Below are 15,754 nucleotides of genomic sequence, written 5' to 3' on the forward strand. Positions count from 1 at the left end.
GCGAGATAGGAAGTGCACCCATGTCCACCGCCACCGTCAAGGTTACCGACGAGACCTTTGAAAACGACGTCCTCAAATCCGACAAGCCGGTTCTGGTCGATTTCTGGGCCGAATGGTGCGGCCCGTGTAAGCAGATCGCCCCTATTCTCGACGAAGTGGCCGAAGCCTATGGCGACAAGCTGACCGTGTCGAAGATCAATATCGACGATTCCCCCCTGACGCCGTCGAAGTTCGGCGTGCGCGGCATCCCGACCATGATGCTGTTCAAGGACGGCAAGATGACCTCGATGAAGGTCGGTGCCATGCCGAAGTCGAAGCTGGTCGAATGGCTGGCCGAAGCCGGTATCGCCTAGTTTTAAAGCCAAAAGCTGATAGGGTGCGGGCGTGGAGCGCAGGCTTCACGCCCGCATTGTTTTTTTGCACTCCCCCCGGCACATCAGCGACATGGCGGCAACAGCGTACAATATTCTGATCAATGGTAAGGCGGGCACGGTCCTGAACCTGGGGCACGACTCTATCACGGCGGCGATTGAAGCCAGTGGTATGGCGGTGAACGAACTGCTGTTCGCCGAGCCCTCTGAGATGGAAGCGGCCCTCGACCGCTTCGCTCAGTCTCCGCATCCTCTGCTGGTGGGCGGCGGTGACGGCACCTTGCGCTCGTGCGCCGATACCCTCAGCCGCAAGAACAAGGCCTTTGGCATCCTGCCGTTCGGCACTATGAATTTGTTGGCGCACGATCTGGGGATGAACACGCTGGATGAGGCGCTGAAAGCCTATGCCACAGGCGCTTCAGAAACGCGGATCGACGCCGGTGAAATCAATGGCGAGCTGTTTCTGTGCTGCGCCTCGGTCGGCGTTATGCCCGAAGCCTCGGTGTTTCGCGAACAACACCGCACCAATAACTTCCTGCTGATGGTGCCCTACTTGTTCTGGTTCGTGGCTGACTATTTCGAACGGCGCAAAAATGCGCGCATCGTGCTTCAGAATGGCAAGCGCCTGCATCGCTTCCGTTCGCCCGCCGTCGTCATTTCAGCCAATCGCTATGCCGATACGACGCGCATCGACGAGAGCAATTTCAAACGCAATGACCTTCAGGGCGGGGAACTGGCGGCCTATATCGCTTCGACCCGCACCCGCGTCTCGCACCTGCGCTTTCTGACGCGGCTTCTGGTCGGCAACTGGAAGTCGGACCCGGACCTGACCGAACTGACCGGGACGCAGATGACGCTGTGGACCCGTCATCGCAAGGAAAAGGTCTCGGTTGATGGCGAGGTGACGGACCTCAAGACGCCGCTGGATATCAAGCTCAAAGCGCGCTACGTGCCCCTGCTGATCCCGTTGCGCGAGGCCTGAATGCGCGTAGCCCATATTTCCGACCTGCACTTCGGGGCGCACGACCGGCGCGTGACCGAAACCCTGATCAGCACCCTGATCGAGCTGGAACCCGATCTGGTGCTGGCCAGCGGCGACATCACGCAGGATGCGACGGTGGCTGAATTTGTCGAAGCCGCAGACTTTTTCAAACTTTTGCCCATGCCGGCCTTTGTCATTCCTGGCAATCACGACCTGCCGGGCCTTGACCTGCGCCGCTTCATCCAACCGTGGAAGCGATACCGCGACCATATTGCCAGAGAGCTTGAGCCCGAACTGCACGCGGATCTGGTCGATATCAAGGGCATCAATTCGGCGCGCATGATCCTGCCGGCGCTCAACTGGGCTTACGGTTCGATCAGCGCGCGTCAAAGACAGGATATTGCCGATTTCTTTGGGGCTTCGACGACGCCGTGGCGCGTGCTGACCGTGCATCACCCGCCGCTTAACCCGTCGGAATTTCCGCTGGATGTGACGGTGTTCAACAGCGACAAATTGCTGAAAACCGTCGGCGAGCAAAAGGTCGATATCGTGCTGTCCGGGCACCAGCATCACGCCTATGTCGAAACGCGCGTGATCAATGGGCACACCACCCTGTTTGTCTGCGCCTCGACCGCCATGTCGGTGCGTATTCGCAAACAACCGCAGGGCTTCAATCTGCTGGATTTCACCGACAAGAGCGTGCGTATCGAACTTCACCAGCTCAGCGGCGATCGCTTTGTGACCCAGTCGGCGGTGACTCACACCAAGGTGTAGCCCCTCTCGACAAGTTGCAGGATTTACGAAATAAGGACCGCATGTTGTCCGCCCTGCCTGTCGATCCGTCCAAATACACCGCCTTTTTGGGGGCGATGTTCCTGATGGCCATTACGCCGGGACCGGCCAACCTGTTCTGCATCTCCACTGGACTGGGACGTTCCGCACCCAGGGTTCTGATGGGGGTGTTCGGCATCAATACGGCCACCCTGATCTGGTTTGTGGCCGCCGCTTTCGGCCTGCACCTTCTGATCACCACCCTGCCCGTCGTCTTTCACGCGATGACGGTTGCCGGGGCCGTCTATCTTTTGTGGATCGCGGTCAAGACCATACGGGCGCGCAAATCGCACAGCGCGCATGAGCTGGACCTGCCTGCAAATGCGCAGACCCTGGCCCGCGAAGGTCTATGGGCGACGTGGAAGGACGGTTTCATGGTGCAGTTCCTGAACCCCAAGGTCACTCTTTTCTTCACCGCTGTTCTGCCACCCTTTCTGGCGCTTGACCGCCCGATGACGACGCAGATGCCGGTCTTTGCCGCCACAGCCATCGGCATGGATGTGATCACCATGACAACCTATGGCCTGAGCGGTCTGGCCCTGACGCGCTTCCTCAGCCGGGGTCGCAATCGCGAATATTTCGAGGTCTGTGTCGGCGGGCTGCTGGGCCTGATCGCTGTCGTCATACTGATGCACAGCGCCGCCGAGCTGTTGCGTTAAGCGGCTTCTTTTCGCTTGATTTCCATGCGGTCTGTGCGACCCTGCTCCTCAGGTTTAACAGCGAAGGGAGGTGATCCGATGTCTAATCGTCATAGGCCGAAGGCGGCAGATAAGGAGATCACGATCCAGCTTGTGGGTACGGATCGCCTTTGAGGCCATAACGGCTAAAGACAAGAGAGAGGGCTGTGTGATGTCACGCAGTCCTCTTTTTGTATTCAGGCTTTACTTCTGTGGGGATCAAATCCCCGTCGTCTTCTCGATGGTTTCGCTGACATCGTATTCGCGATCATTGTCCTGACCGCTCAGCGTGTCGGCATCGAGGTCGGCACCGGTATCCTTATCCAGAGGCGTAAGGTCGTCTTCATCTTCCTCGAGCCCTTCATTTTCAGGGCCTTCGTCGTCGGTGAGGTCTTCGTCTGTGTTGCGATCGGTCTCATTCGGCGTAATTTCCGCCGCCTGACCAATAGCGTTGGCCGGATCGGTGTCTGCCGGAATTTGGGTCTGTTCCATCATGCGGGGCTCTCCTTTGAAAGTTCCAGTCTGAGCCCTTCGCCAATAAGGATCGAGGCGGAGCATAGGGGCTCACCATAAGGATTGGCCGCGTCAGCGAGGCGATGACTTTTTTAGGTCTTCGTAAACAGGTCTTAACCCTTTGCATGCGATTAACCGGGCTTAACCATAAGCCTAGAGACTGCCCCGCATGAGCACGGTTACCGCCCTCGTCTGGAATCATCTGGAGTCCCGTTTCACCTATGTCTGGCGTTCGGTGCCGATGGCGCGCCTGCGCGGGGCGCTGGTGTGCCTTCTGGGTCTGGCCTCGCTGATGGCCTATGCCTCCTATCGGGCGACCGACGCGAGCTGGAATACGGCCAGTGCCGAGCCCGTGCACAATTTTCTGGGCGGCTTTGGGGCGATCATTGCCGATATTGGCCTGCAATCCCTGGGGCTGGCCGCGTGGCCGATGGCGGCCCTGATGACGTGGTTCGGTCTGGCGCGCCTGATGCAACTTGACCCCGATGAAGGCCGTCGCACCCTGCGTATCCACAGCCTATATGGCGCCCTGTTCGTGCTGATGCTGGCGGCGGCGCTGGCGCCCCTGCATCTGGGCGACGCCAATTCGCCCTCGATTGGCGGGTTTTGGGGTACAGGCACGCACCATCTGCTCAAAAGCCTGTTCGATTTCATGCGCCTGCCCGCCGGTGAGGTAATCGCCAGCCTGATCTTCGGCGCGGCCGCCTTGTGGGCGTTTAACCAGGCCCTGCGCCTGACGTCTGAGAGCTATGTCCGCGCCGCGGGTTTCGTTCTGGGCGGTTTCCGGGGCGCGCTGACCGCCTCCGGCCTGCCGGAAAAGGTCAATGCCGCCGTGACGCGCGAGCCCAAGGCGAAGGCGAAACGCAGCCAGAAGGCGCCGCAGCCCTTCATTGACGAGACCGATTACACGCCCGACGCCATGCCCGAGCCGGTGGTCAATAGCCGCTCCCCCGCTACGCCGGTATATGACGAAGACGCCCCGCCCTTCGATATTGACGATCTCGACCCTGAATCCGAACTGTCGGCCCCGGCCCCGCGTCAGGCCGCTCCGGAACCGAAAATCCGTATGGAGGCTCCGCGCCCGAAACCCTCAGCGCGCGAACAGGATGAGCGTCAGTCGAGCTTTGAGTTCCTCAAGCCGGGCAATTTCCGCCTGCCCGAACTGTCCATCCTCGCCAAGCCCAAGCCGCGCGCCGCTGGTTATGACGAGGCAGCCCTGCGCCAGAACGCCCGTATGCTGGAAAGCGTGCTGGCCGAATTCGGGGTTAAGGGCGTCATCGACCAGATCCGCCCCGGCCCCGTCGTCACGCTTTATGAGCTGGCCCCGGCGGCCGGGGTGAAGGGCGCGCGCGTCGTGGCGCTGGCTGACGACATTGCCCGCAACATGTCGGCGCGCTCCTGCCGCGTCTCCATCGTGCAGGGCCGCAACGCCATCGGTATCGAGCTGCCCAATGCGGTGCGCGAAACGGTCTATCTGCGCGACATGCTGGCTTCGGCCGAGTTTGAAAAATCGAGCCACATCCTGCCGATGGTGCTGGGGGAAAACATCGGCGGCGAACCCTACGTCACCGACCTCGCCAAGATGCCGCACCTTCTGATCGCCGGGACCACGGGTTCGGGTAAGTCGGTCGGCGTCAACGCCATGATCCTGTCGATCCTCTACCGGCTCGATCCGGAACAGTGCAAATTCATCATGATCGACCCCAAGATGCTGGAACTGTCGGTCTATGACGGAATTCCGCACCTGATCGCCCCCGTCGTGACCGACCCCAAAAAGGCCGTGGTGGCGCTGAAATGGGTCGTCAAGGAGATGGAAGACCGCTATCGCCGCATGTCGAAGATCGGCGTGCGCAATGTCGCCTCCTTTAATGAGCGCGCCAAGGCGACCGCCGCCGAGGGCAAGAACTTTATCCGCAAGGTCCAGACGGGTTTTGACGAAACGGGTCAGCCCATCTTCGAGATCGAGGAAATGGTGCCGGAGCCCATGCCCTATATCGTCGTGATCATCGACGAGGTCGCCGATCTGATGATGGTGGCAGGCAAGGACATCGAAGGCGCGGTGCAACGCCTCGCCCAGATGGCGCGCGCCGCGGGTATCCACCTGATTATGGCCACGCAACGCCCGTCGGTCGATGTCATCACCGGCACGATCAAGGCCAACTTCCCGACCCGCATCTCCTTCCAGGTGACGTCCAAGATCGACTCGCGCACCATCCTGGGTGAGCAAGGCGCCGAGCAGCTCCTCGGTCAGGGCGACATGCTGTACATGGCAGGCGGCGGGCGCATCACCCGCCTGCACGGGCCGTTTGTCGCCGACTCCGAGGTCGAGGCCGTGGCCGAATATTTGCGCTCGCAAGGTTCTCCCAACTACCTCGAAGACATCACCGCCGGTGGCGACGATGACGGCGATGGCGAGTCCGGCGGCTTTGGCGGCGAAGGCGGCGGTTCGGGCGACGACCTCTATGACAAGGCCGTCTATTACGTCACCATCGACCGTAAAGCTTCGACCTCCTACATCCAGAGGAAGCTGCAAATCGGCTATAACCGCGCCGCCTCCCTGATGGAAAAGATGGAGCAGGAAGGCGTCGTCGGCCCCGCCAACCACGTCGGTAAGCGCGACATTCTGGTCGGCCCGCCGCCGGGGATTTAAATGGGCTTCGCCGGTCAGGGAAAGCCCCTGCACCCGATAGATAGGACTGGACAGGTTCGAACCCAAGGCGGCATAAATCGTTTATGACCACCGAGCCTGCTTTCTTTGCCTATCCCTTTGACGCGGCCTTTTCCGAGGCTGTGCGTATTGGCGACACCCTCTACCTGTCCGGCCATATCGGTGATGACGACGACGGCAATCTTGCCAGCGGTTTTGAGGCCGAAGTGAAGCAGATGATGGCCAATGTGACGGCGTCTCTGGCCCGCTTTGATCTGGGGCTGGACGCCCTGATCTCGGTGCGGGTCATGCTTACGAATATGGGACAGATTGAGCGCTTCAACACGCTGTTCGCGGCCTGTTTTGGCGACAACCCCCTGCCCGTGTGCTCGGCCTTTGGCGTCACGGAACTGGCGCTCGACGCGACGGTCGAGATTGAATGTGTGGCAAGGCTTTAAGCCCCGTTCACCCGCGGTTTAGTTTACGGCCATCATGTGCGGTCCTTATGTCATATTGACGCCCTCAACCCGTCATCATAGCCGGTTAGGGTCTTTCTCAACGGATCGTATCACCGTATGAGAGAGATCATGACCGAGCTTACCAAACGCGCCCTGCTTACGGGCCTCACCGCCGCCAGCCTTTTGACCACCGCGCCTGTGTGGGCGCAAGGGCGTAACACGATCCAGCAATTCGTGACCCCGCCGAAGTTCAGCGCGCAGGATCAAGGGCGCATCGACCGCGCCGTCGCCTATCTGCAATCATTAGGGACAGGCGGCGGACGCTTTGAGCAAACCGATTACAAGGGGCGCACCACCGCCGGTAACTGGTGGCTGCAACGGCCCGGCAAGATCCGTTTTGAGTACGATGCGCCCTATTCGCTGCTGGTCGTATCGGATGGCAAGACGGTCAATACCTGGGACCCGCGTCTGAAGGCCTTTAACCAGTACCCCCTCAACGCCACGCCGCTGTCTCTGTTCCTGTCGAAGCAGATTCGCCTCGATCAGGGCGTCATCGTCACCGAGGTCACGAGGACCACGGACGGCTTCCGCCTGAAGGCGCGCGACCGCCGCCGCGATGTCGAAGGCTCTATCCTGATGACCTTCATCGAGCGCGGCAATGCCCTGCAACTGGGGGAATGGACGGTGACGGATCAGCAGGGCAAGGGCACGCGCGTCAAGCTGGTCACCTTTGACCGCAATGCCGCCGTGCGCCCGGATCTGTTTGTGCTGAAGAAACCGAAGGGCGCGAGCTAAGGTTTCGGCTGCGCAATCGCCTTGACCCGCACGCGCGAGCGGCTGGTGACGCCGTCGGCATCGACGACGCTGACCTCGTAAAAGCCTTCGGCCTCAGGCCGCCATTCGACGCGGCCTTCCGTATCGGCCACAATCGGCTCGCCATTAACGTACCAGCTCAGCGGCCCCTTGCCCCGCGCCGAGGGTTTCAACCCGCGCGTGGCGCTCAGCTTGCCCCCCGTCACCTGCCCCTCGACATAGACCGTCGCCTGATCCGGCGGGAAGAGGATGGACGGCCCGCGCACGGCGGGTTTGAGCGCCTTCAACGCTTCGGGCGCTGCCGCCGGGGTCAGGCTTTGCGGCGCCTGCGACGGGGCATTGATCTGATCGAAGACATCAAACAGCAAGGGTGCGGAGGCTTCACGCCCCGTCTGATCGGCGCGCGAACCGCCATCGGGGCGGCCGGTCCACACTAATACGGCATAGCCGCCCGCCACCCCGACCGCCAGCGCGTCACGAAACCCGTAGGAGGTGCCGGTCTTATAGGCCGGGCGGCTGGCCGTCTTCATCAGATGCGCGGGCAGGCGTCCAGCCGGCGGCGGGGTTTCGCGCAGGATGCTGATCACGCGCGACGCCGCATCGGCGGCCATCAGTCGCTGACCGGGACGGCTGAGATTGGCCTTGGCGTCGGCTTCCGTCCAGGCCAGCGGCTTCATCAGGCCCTTATCCCCCAGAGCCGCATAGAGCGCCGCCAGGTCCTGCAATTCGATCCCGGCACCGCCAAGTGCCAGAGCCAGACCGGCGTCACGCAGGCCGGTCTTGGGGCGGATCAGGTGTACCCCCACCCCTTGCAGACGCGATTCAAAGGCCCCGGCCCCGATGCGGTTGAGCACCGCCACGGCGGGCACATTAAGCGAGTGCGTCAGGGCTTCCTTGGCCGACACCTCACCGTGGAACACCTTGTCGAAATTTTCCGGCTGATAGTCACCAAAGCGTGTTGGGGCGTCCATCAGGCGCGTATCGGGGGCGACGATGCCTTCTTCGAAGCCAAAGCCATAGATGAAGGGTTTGAGCGTTGAACCAGGTGAGCGTATGGCCTGCACCATGTCGATCCAGCCGCCCGTGCGGTCAAGGCCCGCGGACCCAACGCTGGCCCGCACGGCCCGCGAACGGATTTCAATGACTAGGATGGCCGTCGAAGAGTTCGGGCCCTGTGCCACCGCCGTTTGCCGCGCCAAGACTTCCAGTCGCGCCTGCAACGGCGCATCAAGGGTCGTCACCACCGTCGCCTGAAGGCCTCTGGCCTCCGACGCCAGCCTTCCCGCCGCGTGCCAGCCCAATGCCGGGAAGGCAAAACGTTTGACGATCATAGGCTCCGTTCTGGCTTCGGCCACCTGAGCGGCACTAAGCACGCCCTTGGCCGCCATGCGCTCCAGCACAAGGTTGCGCGCCCGCAAGGCGCGTTCCGGATGACGGTCCGGGCGGCGCGCTTCCGGTGCTTGTGGCAAGGCGATCAGCAGCGCCTGTTCACCCAAAGTCAGGCTTTCCGGCTCATGGCCGAAATAGGACAGCGAGGCCGCGCGCACCCCTTCCAGATTGCCGCCATAGGGGGCCAGTGTCAGATAGAGCGACAGGATATCGCGCTTGGAAAAGCGCGCCTCCAGTTGCCATGCCCGGAAGACTTCGATCAGCTTCGACAGGTAGTTGCGCGGTTTGGGTTCCAGCAATCGCGCCGTCTGCATGGACAGGGTCGAGCCGCCGGAGACGATGCCGCCCGCCGACAGGTTGGAGCCGAAGGCGCGCACAATGGCCACGGCATCGACCCCCTGATGCCACCAGAAACGTTCATCCTCGACCTTGAGCAGGTGTTTGATAAAGCCGGGGTCGGTGCGGTCGAGGTCGGCACGGATACGCCACGTCCCCCCTTCGACAGGGAGCGCCCTGAGCCACGCGCCATTGTGATCCAGCGCCACCGCCGAGGCGGCTTGGGCGCGCGTCAGGTCCGGCGGCAGGGCCAGATCGGCGACGCAAACCGCCACCTGAAAGGCCACAAAGCCGATCAGGGGTTTGATCAGACGGGGGATCAGCCGGTCCATCCCATCAATCTTCACGGCTGCCTCGCGGCGACGCCTTGCGCCGAAAGCAAGGCAACGGCTTTGTGGTCGAAAGACACAAACGTCCCTCCCCCCAGCCACGCCCCTTCAAAAGCGATAACGCCATCGGCAAAATCGCCCCCGGCCCTCAGGACTGCCAGCCCCGCTTCGACCGCCGGACGGTTGACCTCCACATGCGCGGTGGACATTAGCGCCTCAATGGCTGCGGCGATATCTTGTGTCCCGAAGCCATAGACCCGACGCAGCACCCAGACGAATTCACACAGACAAGGCAGGGCGATGGCAATAAGTGAGGCTTCGGTCAAAAGCTTCGCCGCCAGATCACCCTGTACCGGGTCATCGCGAACGACCGCGCGTACCAATATATTGGTATCAACGCTGATCTTCATTCCTCGCCTGCCCAGCCAGCGGCGGCGGCGGCGTCCATCTCCTCAAGCGAGGCGATCTTGTTGGTGCGGTCCGACAGCAGGCCAATAAAGCCTGTAATCGAGCCCGCCGGTCTGGCCGCGCGGATGACCCCACGCCCATCCGGCAGAAGATCAAGCTCAATCTGTTCACCCGGCCGAATGCCCAAATGCTGAAGCACCTCTTTGCGGAAGGTCACCTGCCCGCGCGAGGTTACCGTCAATGTCGTCATGTCACACCTCGCCGCAGATTGTAATGCAAAATTGCATTACAATCAAACAGCCTTGCAATGGGCTTATCGTGGCGCCACCGTTAGACGTCCGCCCGCCGTGCGTGCATAGAGATCGTGGCGATAGAGGTCCTTCACCTCAACGCCCGGCAGGTAGTAATCACCCGGCGTCACGGCGCGTGCCACATAGGCCATGGCAAAGCCGCTGTTGGCCGAGACATCCAGCGCCGCCACATAACGGTCATCGCGGGCTTCCTGCACATCCGGCTGGCTGAGGTCGCCCACAAAGCGGAAGGGTCCGTTCTGGGCGTCATCGCGCGAAAGGGTCATTTCAATCTCGAAGCCGGCGGGCAGCGCGTCATCGACCACGATCGGACGGGTTTCGGCATAGTTCGTCCGTCCACTGATGACCACCAGCACCTTCTGACCCTGCACGATCTGCGACGGGTCGATACGCTGGCCCTGAAGCGTATAATAGGCCTTGTCGATCGTATAACCCCTGGCCTCAGCCGGGGGCGGGGCCACGGGCACACCGGTAACGGTGATGGTGCGCCACACCGCGCCCTTGCCCTGATTGGTGAACTTCGCGTCCCTGACCGCAGCGATCTGGAAGCGTTGCAGGCTCGACTTACCATCCAGCGCCTTGACATTTTCGCCCTTGATGCTGAGTGGCCCAGCCAGAGCCAGCATCAGGGAGGCCGCTTTCAGCACCTGCGCCTGTTCCTGGGTATTCATTTCGTCCGGGCCTTTGACATGGCGTTCCAGCAGCGGGATGAGCGTCTTCGCCGTATCCAGCTCCCCGGCTTCATAGGCCAGAGCGATGACGGCGGCCACATCGCGCAGCGGCGACTGATACCAGTCATAGGTGGCCTTGTAACCCATGCCCTGCGCCGCCTGACGGAAGGCCGATCTGGCCCGCGCCTTGTCGCCCATCAGGGCCAGAGCCGCACCGACCTGCGCTTTCGACACGGGTGACCGCTCGGCCTTGAACTGCACATCGTGATACCAGCGCAGACGCGCCAGATCGCCCGACCCCGCCTTGGCCATCACATAGAGGGCGTAGGCCGAGGCGCGCGAACGCATCTCTTCCGAAACAGACTTGGCGGCCATGGCGTTCCACCACGGACCCTCTTCGATCTTGAGACGGTAGGACACCGAGGTGAAACCTTCCGGTTTCGACATGTCGCGCATGGCGTTCATCGCCTTGTCGATGACCTCCTGCGGCACATAAACGCCGCGTTTGCGTGCCTCGATCAGGAAGTCTGTGGCATAGGCCCCGATCCAGCCTTCGGCTTCCCCGTCACCGGCGCGCCACAGGCCAAAGGCCCCGTCCGCCGACTGACGATCCAGCAGGCGGTTGACCGCACCCTTGAGGATGGTCTGAGCCCGCGCCGCATCCGCGCCGCTGACATAGAGCCACGGATAGGCTGCCGAGACGATCTGTTCGGTGCAGCCATAAGGGTAGCGGTTGAGCGCCGCCGCCAGCGGGCCCGGATCAATACCCCGGAAGGGCGAATAGGAGACCTGAACCGTCGCCGACCCCGGTTGCAAGCCATTGAGGAGGTCCGGCGGCAGGGTGAAAACCGCCCCCGGTGCCTGCTGGTCGATGACCGTGCGCGTCTGCGCGCCCCAGCCCATGCGAGTCTGAATCTGATAGTCCTCATCGAAGCCATAGCCCTGACCCGACAGGGCCAGATTGATCTTCGACACGCCGACCGTGGACGGGGCCTGAATGAGGATACCCTCCTGCACGCGCTGACCCTGACCGATATTGAAGGCTTTTTTGAAAGTGGTGACGATACCGTTGAAGCCCTTCACGAGGCTCTCATACAGGCCCGGCTTGCCCTCAACATTGTTCAGTTCCAGCGTGGCATAGGCCTTATCCCCCGGCGCGAGGAAGCGCGGCAGGGCCAGTTCGGCCACCACCGGCTGACGCACGGTGAGCTTGTCCTCGGCCGAACCTACGGCATCGTCGGTCCAGGCCACAGCCATGATCTTCAGCTCGCCATTGAATTTGCCGACCGGCAGTTTGATATGCGCCTTGCCATCGAGGCCCGTATTGACGACCCCCGACCACAGGGCGACCGTCTTGATGGGCGTGGTGGTCAGGCCATCGCCACCGATCTGATCCCCGCCGAAGACGTCCGCCGCCGCGCCCATATTGGGATCGAGCAGACGGCCATAGTCATCACGATATTCCAGCCCCAGCGCCCGCTTGCCGAAATAGAAGCCGGCGGGATCGGGCGTCTTGAACTTGGTCAGGTTGATAATGCCCTGATCGACGACGGCCAGCGACACACGCGCCGTCTTGCCGAGGCCGGCGCCTTCGACCTTCACCGGTACGTCGATAATCGCCTGACCCGATTTCGAGAAGTCGGGACGAAACACCTTGTCTTTAAGGTCGAGCGTGACGTTCAGCTTGCGGTTCTTGGGGTCAAGCGGCACGTAGATGAGGCCCATGGCCCGGCGCGGCTTGGAGGCATCGACCGGGTCTCGCGGCTGCACCACGCTAACCATCACATAGGCCCCACCGCCCCAGCGCGCATCGGTCTTGAGCCGCACGGTGGTGCCGTTATCGCCGACACTGACGGTTTTCAGGTCAATCAGGCGGTCATTGGCCACCGCGATCTGCGCCTCGCCCTTGTATGGCGATTTCAGCGTCAGCGAGATCGTATCGCCCTGCGCATAGGTCTGCGATCCGGCCGTCAGGCGCACAAAATCCGGCGCTTCGGTGCCGTCGGACGGCGCGCCCCAACCAGCGGCGAAGCGGATCACCGTCTTTGCCCCCGTTGAAGGCTGCGTGATCTCCAGACGGTAATCGCCCCAACCCAGACGATTCTCGAAATTCAGCGGCGATGCGGCCCCGATCTCATAATCCTTGTCCGAGATGACCACATCCTTGGAGGTCCGCCGCCATTGCCAGCGCCCGTCCTGCTGATACCAGTCGTAGTTCCAGTTTTCCGAAATCAGCTTGACCTTGACACCCCGCGCCGTCACCGGGGCACCCTGCGCATTGAGGGCAATCAGGCTGAAAGCCGTCACCGGGTTTTCGCCACCCTTGGCATCCCTGGTGTCGAGCTTGACCCCGACATAGACGGGCTTGGTACGGATGCGCAGCGTCTCCACCTCGCTGACCGGACGGCCACCGGGCTCAAACACCGAGGCGGTGACCAGAGCGGTCAGCGGCTGATCGGTGTCGTAAGCAGAGGCAAACGGCAGCACCGCCTTGCCCTCGGCATCGGTCGCCGTTTGCGGCAGGTCGGCATATTGCTCATCGAACGGCGTCTGTTCGTTACCGAAACGATAGTCTTTATACTTCGGGAAGGGGTTGCGATCGACGCGAACGCGCGCCGACCCCGAAACCGTCAGGCCGGACCCCGACGCGCCATAGAGGAAGCGGGCGGTGACCTGCACGGCGCGCGTCTCATTCACAGCCGTCAGCGGCCGCTCAACATCGGCCTTCATATCGACGCCAAGGCGCTGCGGTGCAAAGTCTTCGACGGCGAACCCGGCGCTGCCCTGTTCTTCGTCAATGCCTTCGATCAGCAGCTTGGCGCGCCATTGGCCGCGCGGGGCCGACTTCGGCAGGGCGATATTGGCATAGGCAAAGCCCTGCGGCGTCTGGGCGAACGGATAGCGGAAGGCTTCGACGCCCGACGGGCGATAGACGACCAGCGCGCCCTTGCGGTCTTTGATGGCCTTGCCGTCCGGATCGCGCACCAGCGCCACCAGACGCACCGTCTCACCGGGGCGATAGATGCCGCGATCCGTATAGAGATAACCATCCACCAGCGCATTCATCGTGCGACCATCGGTCAGCTTCTCATCCGAACGCCCACCCACGCCCTGCGACGAGAAGTCCATCGGCGAAGCGTGGATGTCCATGGCGGTGAAGTCTTCCGCCGGGCCATAGGCCATGATCATCTTGGGCGACAGGGCGTCTTCGCCCTTCAAAAGGGCCTTGTCGAAATGCACGCGGCCATCGGTGGTGGAATTGGCAGAGGCCAGTTCTTCGCCGTTCTGCGCCACCAGCGCCACGCGCACCGACCCCATCGGGCGGGCGGTTTTCAGCGAACGCACCACCACATCCACCCCGGTCGTGCCGGTATAGGTGGTCAGCGCCATATCGGTGAACAGTATCCAGCGGCGGGCCTGCGCCGGCTGATCGCCCTCCTTCTTGTCACGACCACCCGAAGCGTCGCGCACCTTCACCACATAGGCCCCGGCCTTGAGGTCTTTCAACACGGCCCCCAGCGGGAAGACGGTAGTGACGCGCTCACCCGCGCCGCCCTTCACCGCCACCTTGCCGGACCAGATCTTGTAGCCTTCACCCTTGGGGCTGTCCTCACCCCATTCGTAGTCGTAATCGCCTTCGGCAGTCGCGTCCGGCGCACTGATCGTCTTGCGCACCAGATTGCGGTCGCCAACGCGCCAGACCTCAAAGGCCAGGGTCGAGACGTTCAGGCTTTCGACCGCCACCCCATCGGATTCCTCACGCGGCAAAATGACCCCATTGCCGGCGAAACCGACATAGGGCGGCTTTTCCCCGAAGGCGAAATCGACATCGGCATTTTGTTTCAGCGTATCCTTACTCGCCGACGGCAGGCCTTTCAGCAGGGTCACGCGGCGGTCGGTAAAGCCGAAGCCACCAACGCACAGCTCCGAGCCCTTTACCGTCACCGCCGGAGCCGACGGCAATTCCGGTGACACCAGCACATAGTCGCCATAGGATTTGGAGGCATCGAGCGGTTTGGAGAATTCGATACAGGCCTGCGGCGACGACCCCGACGTATCCAGCCTTTGTTTCCAGACGGCAAAACCGGCAGGCTTCATACCCCCTGAACGCGGCGCGTTCTTGTCCCGCACCTTGCCGAACAGCTTGCCCATGGTTTCGGTAATGGGAATCTGACCTTGCGGAGCCGCCTTGCGGAAGCCGCCCTCGGTCGCCTTGGCCGTCAGAAACCCTACGCAAAACCCAGAAATCAGGACCGCAGCGGCGGCACTGAGGACGGTACGGTTACGCCAGTCGATCATCGGGGACCCCCATATATTTGGGCTTGAGTATGGGCCGGTTCCGCCCGAACGTCAAAACCCCTGTCTTGGGGAGGGCGTGAATTTTTTTTGGCGGTAGCGTCAATTGAAAGCGTCTATTAACCTATCGCTAAGCTTACTCTTTTCGTAAAGGGTGAGTACCCCCGGAGCCACAACCGGTCTCCTTTTGGGCTGTGAGGACTGAGTGAGTAGCTTTTCGCGTGTTCTGGCGCTGGTCGTCGATGATAACCACTACATGCGGGTTATTGTCTGCACCATGTTGCGCGCCATGGGGATTACCCACATCCGCGAAGCGTCCGATGGTGCCGAAGCACTGGAAATCGTGCGCGACTGGCGGCCCGATGTCATCATCACCGATCTGGTCATGGAAACGCTGGACGGCATCGAAATGACGCGCCTGATCCGTACCGGTTCCGACAGCCCCCACCCCTACGTGCCGATTATCATGATGACCGGCCACACCGACCGCTCACACGTGCTGGCGGCGCGCGATGCCGGGGTCAACGAGTTTGTGGCCAAACCTCTGACGGCGCGCGCCCTGATCGACCGCATGAAAAGCGTGATTGATAACGAACGCGCCTGGGTCAAATCGGCCAGCTACACAGGCCCCGACCGCCGCCGCCGCAAAAGCCCGGATTACCGAGGCCCCTTCCGCCGGGCCTCGGACAAGGCGGAAAATATCTAGCCCGCCTCTCTGCAAA

Annotated in this window: 13 protein-coding genes; 8 read left to right on the forward strand and 5 right to left on the reverse strand. The window is 62.0% G+C overall.

What is annotated here, in order from left to right; translation table 11 throughout:
* The first annotated feature begins 20 nt into the window (after positions 1-20).
* From trxA to ACK8OE_RS05620, 4 genes are all read left to right on the forward strand, one after another.
* Positions 21-353 (forward strand): thioredoxin TrxA, encoded by a 333-nt coding sequence (gene trxA / locus ACK8OE_RS05605; protein WP_126422138.1) that lies wholly within the window; start codon positions 21-23, stop codon positions 351-353.
* Positions 354-444: 91 nt separating this feature from the next.
* Entirely contained in the window at positions 445-1,353 is a 909-nt protein-coding gene (locus ACK8OE_RS05610) for a diacylglycerol/lipid kinase family protein (protein ID WP_410271743.1), read from the forward strand.
* Positions 1,354-2,127 (forward strand): metallophosphoesterase family protein, encoded by a 774-nt coding sequence (locus tag ACK8OE_RS05615; RefSeq protein ID WP_410271744.1) that lies wholly within the window; start codon positions 1,354-1,356, stop codon positions 2,125-2,127.
* Between the two features lie 41 nt (positions 2,128-2,168).
* Positions 2,169-2,843, forward strand: a complete 675-nt coding sequence (locus ACK8OE_RS05620) for a LysE family translocator (RefSeq protein WP_410271745.1) — start codon at positions 2,169-2,171, stop codon at positions 2,841-2,843.
* A 237-nt stretch (positions 2,844-3,080) separates the two neighbouring features.
* Here the strand turns inward: ACK8OE_RS05620 and ACK8OE_RS05625 are convergent, their stop codons facing one another.
* On the reverse strand, positions 3,081-3,356 hold the full coding sequence (locus ACK8OE_RS05625; protein WP_410271746.1) for a hypothetical protein: 276 nt from the start codon (positions 3,354-3,356) through the stop codon (positions 3,081-3,083).
* Positions 3,357-3,543: 187 nt separating this feature from the next.
* Here ACK8OE_RS05625 and ACK8OE_RS05630 point away from each other — a divergent pair, with 187 nt between their 5' ends.
* From ACK8OE_RS05630 to ACK8OE_RS05640, 3 genes are all read left to right on the forward strand, one after another.
* Positions 3,544-6,024 carry a DNA translocase FtsK 4TM domain-containing protein gene (locus ACK8OE_RS05630; RefSeq protein ID WP_410271747.1) on the forward strand — a complete coding sequence of 827 codons (2,481 nt, stop codon included), beginning with the start codon at positions 3,544-3,546 and terminating at the stop codon, positions 6,022-6,024.
* A gap of 83 nt (positions 6,025-6,107) precedes the next feature.
* Positions 6,108-6,479 carry a RidA family protein gene (locus tag ACK8OE_RS05635; RefSeq protein ID WP_410271748.1) on the forward strand — a complete coding sequence of 124 codons (372 nt, stop codon included), beginning with the start codon at positions 6,108-6,110 and terminating at the stop codon, positions 6,477-6,479.
* Positions 6,480-6,608: 129 nt separating this feature from the next.
* Positions 6,609-7,274, forward strand: a complete 666-nt coding sequence (locus ACK8OE_RS05640; protein WP_410271749.1) for a LolA family protein — start codon at positions 6,609-6,611, stop codon at positions 7,272-7,274.
* Here the strand turns inward: ACK8OE_RS05640 and pbpC are convergent.
* The 4 genes from pbpC to ACK8OE_RS05660 all read right to left on the reverse strand — a co-directional run bounded on the left by pbpC (position 7,271) and on the right by ACK8OE_RS05660 (position 15,035).
* Positions 7,271-9,349: a penicillin-binding protein 1C gene (pbpC, locus tag ACK8OE_RS05645; protein WP_410271750.1), complete on the reverse strand. Its 2,079-nt coding sequence runs from the start codon at positions 9,347-9,349 to the stop codon at positions 7,271-7,273. The two genes, ACK8OE_RS05640 and pbpC, sit on opposite strands and share 4 nt — an antisense overlap.
* Before the next feature lie 11 nt (positions 9,350-9,360).
* Positions 9,361-9,756 (reverse strand): type II toxin-antitoxin system VapC family toxin, encoded by a 396-nt coding sequence (locus tag ACK8OE_RS05650; RefSeq protein WP_410271751.1) that lies wholly within the window; start codon positions 9,754-9,756, stop codon positions 9,361-9,363.
* On the reverse strand, positions 9,753-10,004 hold the full coding sequence (locus ACK8OE_RS05655) for an AbrB/MazE/SpoVT family DNA-binding domain-containing protein (protein WP_410271752.1): 252 nt from the start codon (positions 10,002-10,004) through the stop codon (positions 9,753-9,755). The genes ACK8OE_RS05650 and ACK8OE_RS05655 overlap by 4 nt, the downstream gene beginning before the upstream one ends.
* A gap of 63 nt (positions 10,005-10,067) precedes the next feature.
* A complete protein-coding gene (locus ACK8OE_RS05660) occupies positions 10,068-15,035 on the reverse strand; it encodes an alpha-2-macroglobulin family protein (protein ID WP_410271753.1) in 4,968 nt (1,655 codons plus the stop codon).
* A 202-nt stretch (positions 15,036-15,237) separates the two neighbouring features.
* Here ACK8OE_RS05660 and ACK8OE_RS05665 point away from each other — a divergent pair, with 202 nt between their 5' ends.
* On the forward strand, positions 15,238-15,738 hold the full coding sequence (locus ACK8OE_RS05665; RefSeq protein ID WP_290793793.1) for a response regulator: 501 nt from the start codon (positions 15,238-15,240) through the stop codon (positions 15,736-15,738).
* The last annotated feature ends 16 nt before the right edge of the window (positions 15,739-15,754 follow it).

The organism is Asticcacaulis sp. W401b, assembly GCF_046503825.1.
In the GTDB taxonomy this organism is placed as follows: domain Bacteria; phylum Pseudomonadota; class Alphaproteobacteria; order Caulobacterales; family Caulobacteraceae; genus Asticcacaulis.